The following is a 14880-nucleotide window of genomic DNA, read 5'->3' as shown; positions in this document are numbered from 1 at the left end:
CGATGAAGAAATTCATGAACACGGCGGAGTCCATGGTCGCTGAAAGCATCGAAGGCTTCGTGCGTGCCCATGAAGAATTCGTTGCGTTTGGCGCCGACCGCAAATTCATACGCCGTCGCCGCTTGGTTCCCGGCAAGGTCGCAATCATCTCCGGCGGCGGGGCGGGCCACGAGCCAATGCACATCGGCTTTGTCGGTCGCGGAATGCTCGATGCCGCCTGTGTCGGGCATGTTTTCACATCTCCGACGCCGAGCCAGATCATCAGCGCGATCGAGGAAACGGACACTGGCGCCGGTTGCCTGCTGGTCGTGAAAAACTATGACGGCGACGTGATGAACTTTGAGATGGCGGCAGAGATGGCGGCCGGCCGGCACAGCATCGAAATGGTTCTTGCCTGCGACGACATCGAAACGGTGAGAGCCGGCGACGGCCGTGGACGGCGCGGCGTTGCCGGCACGGTTATCACAGAAAGGCTTCTTGGTGCCGCGGCTGAGCAGGGTGCATCGCTCGCACAGCTGAAAGCCATCGGCGACAGCCTCTCGCCGCGCATTCGGTCGATGGGCGTTGCCCTGACCGGTGTGACCGTGCCGCACACGCAGCGCAAGACGTTCACGCTCGGATCGAACGAGATAGAAATGGGCGTCGGGATTCACGGGGAGCCGGGCCATTCAAGGCAGCCCTTTGCCAAGGCCGACGCCATCGTCAGACGTCTATGCGAGGCAATCGTCGACGACATCAGGCAAGCCACGGACAAAGGACTGTTGCTCGTCAACGGACTTGGCGGCACTCCACCAGCCGAACTCTATCTCGCCTACAATATTGCTCACAACTTCATGGTCGAGCACGGCCTGCGGATCGAGCGCTCGCTTGTCGGCACTTATGCCACGTCGCTCGACATGCAGGGCCTTTCCGTCACGCTCGCTTTCCTGAGCGACGACGAGTTTTCTCTGTGGGATTCGCCCGTTTCAACCGCTGCGTTGCGCTGGGGCTGCTAAGTGCCTACACGACTGCAGAGGTATCCTGTGTGTGCAAGGCCCGCATGTTTCTGGAAAAATCGGATCGGCCAATGCCGATGCTCGAAATTGAAATCGTGATGGATCGACTCCTCTTCCTTCAGTGAAGGATCATGATATTCGATGACCTCGGAAGGGCGGGCCATCCCACAGTCAACGGCCCGCATGTCTTCCGACGGTCTGCTGCTACACTTCACGTATGGCAGCAGGAACTGTCTTTGATTTTGTCGGGCGACAGCCGATTGTCGACACTGTGCCCGTTTGCCTCCGGCGGCAGGTCCATGGCTATGTTGGAGGCGAAGAAACCGTTCGGTTTCAGCGTGAAGCCGGCATATTCCACCGGCATGATCGGAAAATCTTCGGGCTTGCAGACGTGGGTATGACCGAAGGAATGCCAGAGCACGACATCCGCATTGTCGATTTCGCGGTTCTGCTTGACATAGCTCGGCAGACCGTCGCCGCCGGCATGCACGTTCGGATAATCGCCGCTCGCATATTTCTCCCTGGCATCGAAGGCGGTGACCCAGATGTGTTTCTTGGCAAAGCCGCCGCGCTGGGCAACGGTGGACTCCGGCTGGGCAAGCATGACCGGCGACGGCATGACGACAATCTTGTAGCCCGGTGCCTTGCCGACGCTGTTTTGAATATTGGGGTTGGAAACTTTCCAATAGCGACCGGTCTCACCATTGGCGAGCGCGGGTGAATCCAGTTCACGCTTCAGCACACGCGTCCTGGTGTCGAACACATTGCCATAGGGATTGTCTTCGCCCCAGGGACGGGGCACGAAATCATGCTCCGTCACAGTATTGCCGCCGCCATCGATATCCATGTGCAGGCGCGCATTGAAGAAATGCTGGTGGGTCGGGCCGCCGAGATTATCATCGACCATGCCACCCCAGGGATAGGTCTCGCCGGTCGCCACCGCCGCCGTCTGGATGATACCCGTGAGCTTGGCCTCGAGCTGGATCGTGCCGTCCTGGTAAAGATACCAGTAGAAGCCGTAGTCGTAATTGCCGACGGTCGCGAAGAACGAAATGACCAGACGGCGCGACCGGCGCACTTCAAAAATGCCGTTGCGGAACTCATAGTGCTTCCAGAGAATGCCATAATCTTCCTCATGCATGCAGATGGCGTTCTTCATGGTGAAGGGCTGGCCGAGATCGTCTGCCGCCGGTACGTCGAAATAGTGAATATGGCCAAGGCAGTCGCAGCCGAGCTCAAGGCTATTGGCCAACCGGCCCAGGCCATATTCCCCGGCATCGAAGGCGCTTTTCCAATAGTGGTTCGCGGTCGGATCGGCATAGGGCACGACCATTTCGGTAACACTGGCCCGGAACACGACCGGTCGCAGCCTGCCCTCCATCCGCAGGCCCGCATCAATATCGATTGAGCGCGCCCGCGCGAATGGCTTGCTTACCCTGCCGTCAGGATCTTAGGCATGAGTTCGGACAAGCCGAATTGGTCGAGAAGATCGGCTTGACGCCGCTCCTGCCCGGCCAGCACCTGCTCGACGCCCTTATGCTGGCCATCGACATAGACGCGATAGGGCCGTTCATTGTGCGGCATCGCCAGAGCGTCGCGCAATGCTTCGCCGACCGCGGAAACATCGAGCGATCCGCCATGCTTCGCATCGAGCGCCTCCAGCTTGGCACCGAGCGTTGCGGCGCGTGCCGGCAGATCACCGTATTGAGCCTGGATCGACGGATAAGCGGGCTGGTTGGCATGCGCGAAATGCTCGGTTCCGGCGGTGAAGGCCCCGGGCACGAGGATGATGGTGTCGATCCCGAACGGACGCGCTTCCATTCCCATCACTTCGGCGATCGCCTCACCGGCTGCCTTGGCGGCGGCATAGGGACCGAGGAAGGGTTCGGCGAGATGGGCCGTCGTGCTGCCGGTGTAGGCCAGCGTGCCGTATCCCTGACGGCGCATGACAGGAAGGGCGGCACGGTTCATGCGCAACCAAGACGTGGCGCAAGTATCGAAAATCCGCTGCAACTGATCGGGATCGAACGCTTCGGTTATGCCCGTCATCAACATCCCGGCGTTGTTGACGACCACGTCGATGCGGCCCTGTTCGACCAGCACCAGGTCAACCGCCGCCCGGCAACTTGCCTCCGACAGCACGTCGAGATCGACCACATGAAGGTCCAGGCCGTCTCGCTTTGCAAGTTCCCGGATGGTAGCGGCGCGCTGCTCGCCTTCAGGACGCGCGAGCCGCAGGCTCGCATAGACACAATGGCCGGCGCGCGCGAGGACCACGGCGATGGCGTTGCCGATACCCGAACCGGCTCCCGTGACAAGAATGATCTGCCTATCCATGATTTCACTCTCTTACGCGATGCCGCCATTGGCGCGAAGCACCTGGCCGTTGACCCATCCCGCTTCCCTCGACGCGAGGAAAGCGACCACTTCCGCAATGTCGTCGGGCTGACCGAGCCGGTTCAGGGGAGCCATCGACGCCATGCGGTCGACCAGTTCCTGCGGTTTGCCGCGTAGGAACAGTTCCGTCTCGACAGGACCCGGCGCAACGGCGTTGACGGTGATGCCCCGCCCGCCCAGTTCTTTGGCGACGACGCGCACCATGCCTTCCACCGCGCCTTTGGTGGCATTGTAAATACTGTAGCCCGGCGCGTTGAGCGCCAGCGTCGTGCTGGAGAAACCGATCAGGCGGCCGTTATCGCGTACCCGATTGGCGGCCTCGCGAAAGGCGTTGAAGGTCCCACGCACATTGACGGTGAAATGACGATCGAAATCTTCATCCGTCACGTTCGCCAAGGGCGAAGGCGTCATCACGCCCGCGCAGGCGACCAGGACATCGATCCCGCCAAACTGCTGCTGCGCGCCGTCGAACAGCGCCTTGACCTGCTCGGCTGATGCCACATCCGCCTTGATGGCGATGGCCTCGCCGCCGATCGTCTCAATCTGTGATAAGACCACTGCCGCATCATCGGCCGAACGGGCATAGTTGACGACAACCGCGAAGCCGCGGCGCGCCAGGGCGACGGACGCCGCGCGGCCGATGCCGCGAGAGCCGCCAGTTACAATAGCAACTTGCATGATGAACTCCACTTACTTGCTTGAAAGCAGAGTTAGGGGATCGGTCGATATATTCCCAATCGATACTTGTTATATCAATACATCTGATTGGTGAATGGAGGAAGCGAGCTCGACGAGCAGATCGCGCATCCAGCGCTGCACCGGGTGAACCTCATTCCGACGGTGCCAAGACATGACGAACGAGACCGGAGGCAACGATAATGGCGGAGGCAGCAGCATAAGCTCGTTCCTGAAGCCGGAGCGGGTGACCACGCCTTCCATAATGGTCGCAATCAGGTCCGACCGGGCGACCATCAACGGTGCGGCGTACATCTGCGGGAGAGACACGGCGATGCGGCGACGCTGCCCGCTTGCCGCCAGCGCCGCGTCGACCTGTCCAAATCGCTCGCCTTCTGGTGAGATCAGCAGATGGGACAGGCTCAGAAAAGTCCGTAGGTCGAGAGGGCGACTTGCCATGGGGTGCGAGCGTCGTAGAACGCAGACAAAGCGTTCCTCGAACAGAGGACAACTGATGATGCGGCCCCCTGGCGTCTGACGGGGCGGCACGCCGATCGTCAGATCAGCTTCGCCTGCGTCAAGCAGGGAGATGGCATCGTCGCGGTGCGTAAAGGCATTGATGCGAAGCGTAATCCCCGGCGCCCGCTCTCGCAGCACATCGACAAGCTGGGGCAGCAGAACAAAAGCCGGGTGATCCGATAGTGCGAGGGTGAAGGATTGCGATGAGCTGACGGGATCGAAGGTCTGCGTATAGTCGAGCGCTCGTCCGATCTCCGCCAAGGCGCGCGAGAGTGGCTCCGCCAGTTCGGTTGCACGCTGGGTTGGCTGCAGTCCCGCCGGGCTTCGGACGAAGAGGTCGTCCTGAAACAGCGCCCGTAGGCGCGCGAGAGCCGCGCTCATGGCCGGCTGAGTTCGACCGATCCGCTTGCCAGCGCGCGTCACGCTGCGCTCGGCCATCAACGCGTCGAAGGCCACGAGCAAATTAAGGTCTGTGCCATTCAAATCCATAGAACGGATACTACCACATACAGATTATCGATTTCAATGATGGAGCCAGACCGGGTAGATGAATTCACGTCAACGAGACGGAGTTTACCATGACCCAGCAAGCAGCCACCCAAAGCACGCTGTCGGAGCAGGATCGCAAGGCGATCGAAACGCTCTACAGCGCTTTTTCCAACAACCCCGATGCACTCGACAACGCTGTTACCGAGGATTGGCAGGACATCCCGCTGGCTCCCGGTCAGGACCCGGGCCGTGAGGCGATGAAGCCAATGATCCGCGCCTTCAATGCTGCCTTCCCCGATGCCCGTATCACCATTCACGAGCTCATCGGCGTTGCCGGCAAGGCCGCGGTTCGTGCCGAGATCACTGGCACGCACAAGGGCGAGTGGTTTGGCGTCAAGCCAACCGGCAAGGCGTTCGTGCTGCCGATCCACGAATTCCATCATGTCGAGAACGGCCGTATCACCAAGACCTGGCACATGGAAGACTGGTTCGGCTGGCTGCACCAAATGGGCGCAATAGGCGCCGGACAGGAGTAAGGTCGATGAAGGCGTTTCGGATCAACAGCTACGGTGCCGACCCCGCTTTCGTGTCGGTGGACACTCCCAAGCCTAAGGCCGGCGAAGCGCTGGTCAAGGTGGTGTCGGCGAGCATCAACCCGCTCGATAACAAGCTCCAGCAGGGCTACATGGACGCGTTCTTCCCGCTGAGCTTCTCCTACACGATCGGCACCGACCTCGCCGGCACGGTGGAGAGCTTCGGTGAAGGCAATGGCGGTTTCACAATCGGTGAGCGGGTCGTGGCCCGCACGGCGCCGACTGCCGGTGGCGCGATCGCCGAATATGCGATCGTTCCAGTCGATCAGCTCGTCCGCATTCCCGCAGGCGTGTCGTTCGAAGATGCGGCCGGCGTTCCCACCGCAGCGGGCACCGCCTGGCAGGCGCTGTTCGAAGTCGCCAAACTCAAGTCTGGCCAGACCGTGCTCATCCATGCCGGCGCCGGCGGCGTTGGCAGCTTCGCCATCCAGTTCGCCCGGGCCGCTGGGGCGCGGGTTATCACCACCGCCTCGGGTGACGGCATCGCCATTGCCGAGCGGCTGGGCGCTGACCAGGTGATCGACTACACGACCGAGGATTTCACCCGCCATGTTTCCGACGTCGACGTGGTGATCGACACGATCGGCGGCGACACCCAGGCGCGTTCGTTCGACGTGCTGCGCCCGGGCGGGTTCCTCGCCACCACGGTTTCGCCGCCCGACGAGGCGCTGGCCAAGGCGCACGGCGTGTCGGCAGCCTTCGTCTTCCATTCCTCGGATGCTGGCCGCCTTGCCACCGTCATCGATAAGGTCGCCGGCGGTGTGCAGGTTCTGACCGACCGGGTGATCGATCTGAACGATGCGACGGCGGGCTTCGCCCGGCAGGCATCGGGCCGCGCCCGCGGCAAGATCATTGTCCGCGCCTGAGCTGAAGGTCGCCCGGCTCTTCCTAAAACAGAGCCGGGCGGCGACGCCGTTTCGTGAGCGGCATTTGCGATGGCGTTGCATCCATAGTCGCATCCAGGCGACCGCCCTTCATCAAGATCAGCCGGAGCAAAGAGAGATGGATTTTAAGACGATCAAGAATCCAGTCGTTCGAACAGAGCTGTATGAGCAGCAGCTTCCGGCACCGGATGGCAAGAACGAGCGCGTTCACCGTTCACCCGCCATGTCGGACTGGCGCTGGGCGCCACGTGCAGCAACTCGTTTCTGCTCCTGAAGGCGTTCCAGCGGCCCGTCCGGCCTCTGAGTAAAGCCGCGAACTGCAGCGAACTGATCCGGCACTTCATCTGAAGGGGGCGAAGAAGATGACGACCACGGCCGGAAGCGGTGCGAAGCGCCGAAATCCGTTTCTCGCCTTGCCTGCGCCCATATTCACTGGGCGACAATTCATCGCCCGCTCGAAGGCCGTGCCGAAGGACTTTTCGGACTCATAACCAAGCGCCAACCCGATCTCAGCAAGCGACTGACGCGTCGAGGTCAGCCTGTCTGCCGCCTGCATTATGCGCCAGCGAGTCAGATAGTGCATCGGCGACAGGCCAACCCTTTCCTTGAAGGTCACCGCAAAGGCGGTGCGCGACATCCCTGCCTCACTTCCGGTCCCGTCAATCTTTCAGCCCGATCTCTTGACGGGGGCGACGGCTCCGAAAGAAGAGTCAATGCCACGGGTGATGGCACCCGATCGATTCGGACCATCGTTTGCGTCAAAACAACCAAATTGAGAGCCGAGCATGAGTTCCGCCGACATCCAGTTACTTCTTACCGCAATCGGAGGCGTCATCTTTCTTGTCGCCCTTATTGTCTCGAAACTGCGTTTTCATCCGCTGCTAGCACTTATGATAACGTCGATTGCGGTTGGTCTGATCACGGGGGTGCGAGGCGAAAAGGTAGTCAAATCGATAGAAACCGGCGCGGGTAACACTTTGGGAGCAGTAGGTATAGTCGTTGCCCTCGGCGCGATGCTCGGGAAGATTCTCGCTGATTCAGGGATCACGAATAGCATTGCCGAAATAATTATAAACCGGACCTCGACCAAATATCTTCCTTGGGCGATGGCGGGTGCCGCGTTCGTTATCGGCATACCCATGTTCTTCGAAGTCGGCCTCGTGATCTTGCTTCCTTTGATTTTCAGCGTTGCCCGGAAACTTGACGGCTCGAAGAGCATCGTGGGGTCGCCTTACGTCTATATCGGCGTGCCAGTCATCGCCGCGCTCGCAGCCATGCACGGTATGGTGCCGCCACACCCCGGCCCACTGACCGCCATAGCTGCGCTGCATACCAATGTCGGTGCGACAATGCTTTATGGCTTTATCGCGGCGATTGCCGCTATCGTGCTTGGCGGCCCGGTCTATGGCGCGTTCATCACGTCGAAGCTCAAAGTTCACCCCGACGAAGCGCTAATAGACCAATTTGCGGCCACTGCGGCAGGCCAGACAACCTCCCATGATGATCCTCCGAGCATCGGGATCAGCCTACTGACCGCGTTGCTTCCCGCCATTCTGATGCTTCTGCACGCCGTCGCAGAGCTCATTTTCCCCAAGGGATCCACGCTCGAGGTGATCACGGGATTCGTTGGCGATCCAGCAATCGCCATGCTGATCGGCGTCCTGTTCGCCACCGGCGTTTTGATTTTTGCCCGCGGCGGCGACACCGAAAAACTTCGAAACGCGATGTCCGCAAGCGTAAAAGCCATCGCGAACGTGCTGCTAATCATCGCTGGTGGTGGAGCATTTCAGCGCGTGCTGACCGACGCTAAGGTTGGCGATGCAATCATGCACCTTAGTCAGCAATTTTCGCTGTCGCCCTTGGTTCTCGGTTGGATAATTTCAATGCTGTTGTCAGTCTCGACCGGATCGGCAACCGTTGGGATTGTCGGCGCGTCCGGTCTTTTGGCACCGCTTGCAGGAGCCGGAAACCTGAACGTTCCATTACTGGCGTTATCGATCGGATGCGGATCGCTGTTCTTCAATTATGCCAATCATGCAGGGTTCTGGCTCGTCAAGGAGTCCTTTGGCATGTCCATGAGCGAAGCAACGTGGACCATCTCGGTCATCCAATCGATCGTTTCAGTCGTGGGACTTTTGATGGTTCTTCTGATGAACTTCGCTCCTGCCCTCTCCTGAGGTAAGAAGGCGGGCAATGTCGGCGGCGATATTAACCCGCTTCAGGAAATCTTGCGCAGCAGCTCGGCCAGCATGGCGCGTTCGGCTGGCGACAGTGTCGAGAGCGTCTCTTCCGAAATATCGTGCGCAACGGGAAGATTGCGGGCGACGGCCGCCTCGCCTTCTTCCGTCAGCGTCAAGACAAGGCGTCTGGCGTCGGTCGTATCCGGCGCTGTGCGGATCAGGTTGCGCTTCGCCAACCGGTCGACAACGCCCTTAATAGTCGCCACATCCATCGCTGTCTCGCGCCCGAGATTGACCTGCGAGCAGGGCTGCAAATCGCGCAGCTTCACCAGCGCCGCCCACTGCGTGGTGGTCAGCTTCTCATTCATCCGACTGGTAAAGATCGCCACGTGCCGCTGGTTCGCCTGCCGCAGAAGATAGCCGATCTGCTCGGCAAGGGTATAGGTCGCTTCAGCAGCTTTGCTCGCCTGGCGCTCCGGCTGACCCGGCAGCTTCTGATCTCCGTTCTGCATCAAATTATCCTTTGGTAAGAGCGCCGCTCGCCGCGGCGCTATCCAGGGCACTCAAGATCGCCTCGGTCGACAACAACAATATCTGCTCGGGCATGCGCGGAGCGAGCTGCTCGATCACGGCACGATGCGCGGCATTGTCGCTGCTTCCCACAGCATCGGTAACGATCACGACGCGATAATTGAGATCTATGGCATGCAGAACGCTGGAATAGACGCAGACATCGGTTTCTGCCCCAGAGAAGATCAGGGTGCGAACACCCTTACTCTGCAGCCGCGCATGAATCGTCTCGTTCGAGAAGATCGAATAGCCGGGCTTGTCGAAGACTTGTGTTGCCGGAGCAATCTCCTTCAGCGGTTCCATCAACTCATGCAGGGCCGGATCGTGATGATCGCCCGTCAGAACAGACCAGCGCTCGTAATAAGGCTTCCAGCATCCCGGCGCCTCGTCCGCCGAAGCCGGCACGATGAAGCGGGCATAAAGCGTCTCGGACGGCATGCGCCGGCAGAGTGCGACGACATTCCCAAGAATGTCCTGCATCGCAGGCGCGTGCCACACGGTTGTTTCGGCGAAGAGCCGCTGCATGTCGATGACCACATGACAGAAGCCATCCAGGATCGTCTCGATCTCCATCCTATTCGACCAGCGCGACGGTGTGTTCGGGTGCCCAAGACAGCGTGACGTTCTCGCCCTCGCGCAGAAGATTGCCGTCACGATTCTGCGAGAACAGCTTCAGTTCTCGGCCCTGATTGGTCACCAAATGATAGGAGAGGACCGGACCGGCATAGATCACCGTCTTGATCTGCGCCGAGATCTGGTTCTTGCCATCGCCCGACGGCGACATCTTTTCGGGACGCACCGCGAGCGTCACTTTCTTTCCGGCGGAGGGCAGTGTGCCGGCGACCTCGACCATGCCGCCGTCTTCGAGGCGGACGCCGCCATTTTCGACGATGCCGGGGAGGAAGTTCGAGTCACCAAGGAACTCAGCCGCAAACCGTGTGCGCGGCCGCTCGTAGACGGTCGCGGGTTCGCCGATCTGAACGATCTTGCCTTTGTCCAGGATCGCCACCTTGTCCGAGAGCGTCAGCGCCTCCTCCTGATCATGCGTAACGAAGATCGTCGTCAGCCCGCTTTCGCGCTGGATGCGCAAGAGCTCGACCTGCATTTCCTGGCGCAGCCTGCGGTCGAGCGCGGAGAGCGGCTCGTCCAGCAGAAGCACGCTCGGCTTGATAACGATGGCGCGAGCAAGAGCGACGCGCTGCTGCTGCCCGCCGGACAGTTGCTTCGGATAGCGGTCGCCGAAGCCCGGCAGACGCACCATTTCAAGCGCACGCTCGACTTCCTTGCGGGCGACCTCGCCACGGATGCCGCGGCGCTCCAGACCGAAGGAGACGTTATGCGCGATCGTCATATGCGGGAAGAGCGCGTAGGACTGGAACATCATGCCGATATTGCGGTGCCAGACCGGAACATTGGTGACATCCCGATCGCCGATCACCACACTGCCCTGATCGGCGGTGATGAAGCCGGCGATAATGCGCAGCAGCGTCGTCTTGCCGGAGCCCGAGGGGCCGAGCAGACTGGTGAAGGAGCCTTCGGCGAATTCCGTCGAAATATCGGACAGGACAGGCGTCGCACCATAGCTCTTGGCAACCGACTTTACATTAACGTGGGTCACGATTTTCTCCGGGTTTTGCGAAGCGTGCAAAGATGAGGATTGCGGCCATGGAGCCGAGCAGCAGGATGGTTGAGATCGCGTTGATCTCCGGGGTGAAGCCCTTGCGGATCGCCGAATAGATCTGCACTGGCAGCGTCGTGTAACCCGGCGTCGCCAGGAAGTACGAAATCACGAACTGATCGAGCGAGACGGCGAAGGCGAAGAGCGCAGCGCCCAGAATGCTCGGGAAGAGCAGCGGCAGCGTCACCGAATAGAAAGCATGGATCGGAGTCGATCCAAGGCTCATCGCGGCCTCTTCCAAATCTGCGCGGATGGTCTTGAAGCCCGTCCCGACTACTATCACCACATAGGGGATGGCGAGCGCCACATGGCCGATAATCAGCGCATGCATGCCGCGGCCAATGCCACTCCAGTAGAAGAAGATGAGCATTGCCGTGCCGGTGATCAGCCACGGAATGGCGATCGGCGGCAGGAGCAGCAGTTGCAGCAGGCTGCGTCCGCGAAAGGTGCGGCGCGATAGGGCCACCGAGGCCACGGTTCCGAGCGTGGTTGCGACCACCGCGGTGATCACGGCTATAATGATGCTGTTCATGCCCGAGGTCAGCAGGCCGGTATTGCCCATCAGGGCCACGTACCAGCGGGTCGAGAAGCTGAAGGGCAGTTGGTAAAGCGGCGATTCATTGAAGCCCATCGCCATCATCACGATGATCGGCGTGTAGAGAAACGCCAGGATCGCAAAGAGATAGAAACGTCCGAGTGTTTTCATTCCAGCACCTATGCGACCGATCCACGCTTCAACACGCCAGAGAACGTGGCGAAGATCGCCAGAACCACGGCCAGAAGCGTGAAGGAAAGTGAGGCTCCGAGCGGCCAGTTGAATGCCTGCGTGAACTGGTCCTCAATGACCGTTCCCATCGTCACCCCAACGCGGCCGCCGAGAATGCGGGGCTCCATGAACGAACCGATGACGGGAACGAAAGTGAGGACGGCACCGGAGATCAGGCCGGGCGCAGCCATCGGAAGAAGGATCTTGTAGAGCACGACCCACCAGCGGGCGCCGAGACTGAAGGCTGCCTCGATGATCGCGTCATCGATGGTCGAAAGCGCAATGTAACAGGTCAGGATCATATAGGGCAGATAGCCGTGCACCAGACCGACCACGATCGCCGGGCGCGTGTAGAGGAAGCCGATCGAACCGGCCTCCGGCGCGATCATGTGCAATATGTAGTCGAGGAACCCGCCTTCGCGCAGCACCATGGTCCAGGAGAAGACGCGCACCAGACCGTTCGTCCAGAACGGCAGAAGGATGAGGATCAGCAGCACCTCCTTCGTCCTGCCGATCGTTGCGCGGGCAAGTGCGAGAGCAGCAAAGAAGCCGAGCACGGCGCAAAAGAACGTCGTCCAGAACCCGATCAGTAGCGAGCTGATCCCGACGCCGACCAGATAGGGCTGATCGATGAAGGCGCGATACTGCTTCAGCGTAAAGATGATCGGCTTGTTGCCGAGCGGCGTCGCCGTCATGAAGGAGAAAGTGAACATCGCCAGCAGCGGAATGAATACCGCCAGCGTCAGCCAGCCATAGGTCGGCAAAAGCAGCGCACCTGTCGTCACCCACGACGGAAGCCGTCGCGATTGTGTTGTGTTCAGCGCAGCCGCTGAGGGTTCTTGAGCGTTAAGTGTGGCCATCCAGCCGTCCCTCCGCGATCCGCAGCGGCCTTTACGTCGCTGCAGCGGTCAAATCCAAATTGAAGGTCATTTGCCGGCCGCGTCATGCCGCAGCACAGGCCTTTCGCGCCAATACAGGCACGCATTACCCGCTAAGCGGCTGCTCGCATTATTGTCCCAGCTTGCTTCATATGCTCACCCTCGAGTTATTCTTTCTTGTTTTGTGTACAAATGATTTCAGCAGTCCCGCTTGTTGTCAAGCGCACTTTTTCGCGTGGCGCTTACACACTGTTTTCCTTGCCAAATAGCCAAAGTTAGCACGGCGCAGGCGGCTAGCCTCTCGTCGCTGAATACGCTGAATATGCGAGGATGTCGGTATATCGACGCAAAAAGCGCGGAAGGCGCCAGAAAGCGGCGCTTGACAAGAAACAAAACTAGGAACACGTTATTTGTACACGAACGTTTTCGCAGAGGCCCCTAGGACCGCTGCGGCGGAAATATCGTGAGTTATAGTTCGTTGCGGATGTTCGAAGGATGCGGGGAGGCATCGCCGCAGTCGCTTGCGCAGCCGCAGACAAAAAATCCAAAAAACTATCGACAAGGGGTAACAGAAATGAACTTCACCCGCAGACAAACCCTCGGCCTAATGGGCACTGCAGCGGTTGCCGCCACAACCGGACTGTCACTTTCGCCGCGCGCGGCGCACGCCGCCGGCAAGATCACCGTTCTCAACTGGCAGGGCTACGGCACGGACGAAGCCTGGGCGCTGAAGGCCTTCAAGGAAAAGACCGGGATTGAAGTCGTTCACGACTACTTCAGCTCCGAGCCGGAAATGCTGACGAAGCTGCGCACCAATCCGGGCGCATACGACGTGGTGCTGATCAACAGCGCCCGCTCGCAGCAGGCCGCAGGCGAAGGCCTGCTGACGCCGCTCGATTTTTCGAAGATCCCGAATTCTGCCGGCCTTTCTCCGGAACTGAAGAACCATGCCAACCTGCAGCTCGACGGCAAGACCAACGGCGTCGCCTGGGTCTGGGGCATCACCTCACTCGCGATCGCCGAGGGCTCGCCGAAACCGGACAGCTATGCCGCACTCGGCGCGCCCGAGCATAAGGGTAAGGTGGCTCTGTTCGATGACGCCGTGACGGCCGTCGCCATCGGCGCGCTGCTCTCCGGCCAGGACATCAACAACCCGACCGATCTCGCCGCCGTCGGCGAAAAGCTCAAGGCCTTCAAGCAGAACGTCAAGCTTCTCTGGTCGAGCGAAGACCAGTGGAACAAGTCCTTCGCTGCGAAGGAATTCGACCTGTCTGTCTACTGGTCCGGTGCGACGGTCCGCTCGAAGCGCAACAGCCACCTCCCCGTCGATTTCGTTGTTCCGAAGGAAGGCGGCATCGGCTGGCTTGACAGCCTCTCCATCCCGGCTTCAGCTCCGGATCCACAAGCCGCGGCAACCTTCATCAACTACATGATCGACCCGGACTTCTATGTCGAATGGGCAACCAAGATCGGCGCTCCCGCCTCGGCCAATGGCGCCGCCATGGAAAAGCTGCCGACCGACGACTTGAACCGCCAGATCCACAAGCCCGAATACCTGAAGACCATGGCGATCCAATCCGCCCTCCCGGACGACCGCCGCGAAAGCTTCAACAATCTGTGGCAGGAAGTGAAGGCGTTCTACGCCAGCTAATGCAAGAAGCTACCCGGTACCGTCAGGCGCCGGGTAGCTCGTTTGATTGCGACGTGGAATAGCGGGCAAAGCCCAGCACAATGCGCGTCAAGCGCGGGCAGCTCAGCCGAGATCTGCAGCCTCCCCCGTCTCCGGATCGACATCGGCAATCTTTCGCAACAGATAGAGCAAAGCAACCTGCTCGGCCGGATTGAGTGGCCCCATGGTCTTCTCGGTAATGGAACGGGCGCGCGGATACATTTGCTCGAGGATCGCCTCGCCCGCCGGCGTGAGAGAAACGATCACCTTCCGCCCATCATGGGCATCCCGCGAGATCTCGATCATGTTCTTCGATTTGAGGCGATCGATGATGCCACGGATCGTCGCCTGATCGACGGCGGTCGCCTTGACGAGTTCGCCCTGCGAAATCGGGCCGTTGTCGCGGAGCGCGCAGAGCGTCACAAACTGGACTGAGGTCAGCGAAGGGTCAACGGCGTTGTCCTGGAAAATTGCCAAGTGGCGCTGATAGGCCTTGCGCAGCAGATGTCCCACCTGCTCGGTTACCTGATAGCCAGCCTGTGTGTCTGTTTTCGTGATGTCGTTATTGTCTGCCATGCTCTTGGCGC

The 14880-nt window shown here is 60.2% G+C and carries 16 protein-coding genes and 1 pseudogene; 6 read left to right on the top strand and 11 right to left on the bottom strand.

The features are described 5' to 3' along the window. The first annotated feature begins 2 nt into the window (after positions 1 to 2). Positions 3 to 995, top strand: coding sequence for a dihydroxyacetone kinase subunit DhaK (locus FHT84_RS23870; protein WP_183764563.1), 993 nt, complete (start codon positions 3 to 5; stop codon positions 993 to 995). A gap of 211 nt (positions 996 to 1206) precedes the next feature. Here the strand turns inward: FHT84_RS23870 and FHT84_RS23865 are convergent. The 4 genes and pseudogenes from FHT84_RS23865 to FHT84_RS23850 all read right to left on the bottom strand — a co-directional run. Continuing rightward, positions 1207 to 2385, bottom strand: a pseudogene (locus FHT84_RS23865) (tyramine oxidase); the annotation flags it as partial. 41 nt (positions 2386 to 2426) lie between these two features. Continuing rightward, positions 2427 to 3332, bottom strand: a complete 906-nt coding sequence (locus FHT84_RS23860) for an SDR family NAD(P)-dependent oxidoreductase (RefSeq protein ID WP_183764565.1) — start codon at positions 3330 to 3332, stop codon at positions 2427 to 2429. A 12-nt stretch (positions 3333 to 3344) separates the two neighbouring features. Further along, the gene (locus FHT84_RS23855) at positions 3345 to 4070 is read right to left on the bottom strand and encodes an SDR family oxidoreductase (protein ID WP_183764568.1); all 726 of its coding nucleotides are present in this window, start codon (positions 4068 to 4070) and stop codon (positions 3345 to 3347) included. A gap of 69 nt (positions 4071 to 4139) precedes the next feature. Further along, positions 4140 to 5075: a LysR family transcriptional regulator gene (locus FHT84_RS23850; protein WP_183764570.1), complete on the bottom strand. Its 936-nt coding sequence runs from the start codon at positions 5073 to 5075 to the stop codon at positions 4140 to 4142. A gap of 89 nt (positions 5076 to 5164) precedes the next feature. On the opposite strand from FHT84_RS23850, the gene FHT84_RS23845 reads away from it, so the two are divergent. Genes FHT84_RS23845 through FHT84_RS31290 form a run of 3 tightly spaced genes read left to right on the top strand, consistent with a single transcriptional unit; the run spans position 5165 to position 6826 of the window. Beyond that, on the top strand, positions 5165 to 5611 hold the full coding sequence (locus FHT84_RS23845; protein ID WP_183764573.1) for an ester cyclase: 447 nt from the start codon (positions 5165 to 5167) through the stop codon (positions 5609 to 5611). A 5-nt stretch (positions 5612 to 5616) separates the two neighbouring features. Continuing rightward, the gene (locus tag FHT84_RS23840; RefSeq protein WP_183764576.1) at positions 5617 to 6534 is read left to right on the top strand and encodes an NADP-dependent oxidoreductase; all 918 of its coding nucleotides are present in this window, start codon (positions 5617 to 5619) and stop codon (positions 6532 to 6534) included. Then, on the top strand, positions 6521 to 6826 hold the full coding sequence (locus FHT84_RS31290; protein ID WP_183786354.1) for a hypothetical protein: 306 nt from the start codon (positions 6521 to 6523) through the stop codon (positions 6824 to 6826). Before FHT84_RS23840 ends, FHT84_RS31290 begins: the two co-directional genes overlap by 14 nt. 66 nt (positions 6827 to 6892) lie before the next feature. On the opposite strand, the gene FHT84_RS23835 is transcribed toward FHT84_RS31290, so the two are convergent. Further along, a complete protein-coding gene (locus FHT84_RS23835; protein ID WP_183764579.1) occupies positions 6893 to 7189 on the bottom strand; it encodes a helix-turn-helix domain-containing protein in 297 nt (98 codons plus the stop codon). 148 nt (positions 7190 to 7337) lie between these two features. Between FHT84_RS23835 and FHT84_RS23830 the strand changes: the two genes are divergently transcribed. Further along, a complete protein-coding gene (locus FHT84_RS23830) occupies positions 7338 to 8729 on the top strand; it encodes a gluconate:H+ symporter (protein ID WP_183764582.1) in 1392 nt (463 codons plus the stop codon). 41 nt (positions 8730 to 8770) lie between these two features. On the opposite strand, the gene FHT84_RS23825 is transcribed toward FHT84_RS23830, so the two are convergent. From FHT84_RS23825 to FHT84_RS23805, 5 genes are read right to left on the bottom strand one after another with little or no spacing between them, the layout of a single operon-like run. Continuing rightward, positions 8771 to 9244: a MarR family transcriptional regulator gene (locus FHT84_RS23825; protein WP_183764584.1), complete on the bottom strand. Its 474-nt coding sequence runs from the start codon at positions 9242 to 9244 to the stop codon at positions 8771 to 8773. Positions 9245 to 9248: 4 nt separating this feature from the next. Beyond that, on the bottom strand, positions 9249 to 9875 hold the full coding sequence (locus FHT84_RS23820; protein WP_183764587.1) for a cysteine hydrolase: 627 nt from the start codon (positions 9873 to 9875) through the stop codon (positions 9249 to 9251). Between the two features lies 1 nt (position 9876). After that, the gene (locus FHT84_RS23815; RefSeq protein ID WP_183764590.1) at positions 9877 to 10920 is read right to left on the bottom strand and encodes an ABC transporter ATP-binding protein; all 1044 of its coding nucleotides are present in this window, start codon (positions 10918 to 10920) and stop codon (positions 9877 to 9879) included. Continuing rightward, on the bottom strand, positions 10907 to 11686 hold the full coding sequence (locus FHT84_RS23810) for an ABC transporter permease (RefSeq protein WP_112342071.1): 780 nt from the start codon (positions 11684 to 11686) through the stop codon (positions 10907 to 10909). The genes FHT84_RS23815 and FHT84_RS23810 overlap by 14 nt, the downstream gene beginning before the upstream one ends. 8 nt (positions 11687 to 11694) lie before the next feature. Continuing rightward, positions 11695 to 12606, bottom strand: a complete 912-nt coding sequence (locus FHT84_RS23805) for an ABC transporter permease (protein ID WP_112342072.1) — start codon at positions 12604 to 12606, stop codon at positions 11695 to 11697. A 625-nt stretch (positions 12607 to 13231) separates the two neighbouring features. Between FHT84_RS23805 and FHT84_RS23800 the strand changes: the two genes are divergently transcribed. After that, positions 13232 to 14275, top strand: coding sequence for an extracellular solute-binding protein (locus tag FHT84_RS23800; protein ID WP_348647376.1), 1044 nt, complete (start codon positions 13232 to 13234; stop codon positions 14273 to 14275). A gap of 102 nt (positions 14276 to 14377) precedes the next feature. Here the strand turns inward: FHT84_RS23800 and FHT84_RS23795 are convergent, their stop codons facing one another. Further along, complete coding sequence (locus FHT84_RS23795) at positions 14378 to 14869, bottom strand: MarR family transcriptional regulator (protein ID WP_183764596.1); 492 nt, start codon at positions 14867 to 14869, stop codon at positions 14378 to 14380. Positions 14870 to 14880 lie beyond the last annotated feature (11 nt).

This window comes from Rhizobium sp. BK289, assembly GCF_014193575.1.
GTDB lineage: Bacteria > Pseudomonadota > Alphaproteobacteria > Rhizobiales > Rhizobiaceae > Rhizobium > Rhizobium tropici_C.
The sequence above is the reverse complement of the archived record's forward strand: the minus strand, read 5'-3'. Positions and strand labels throughout refer to the sequence as shown.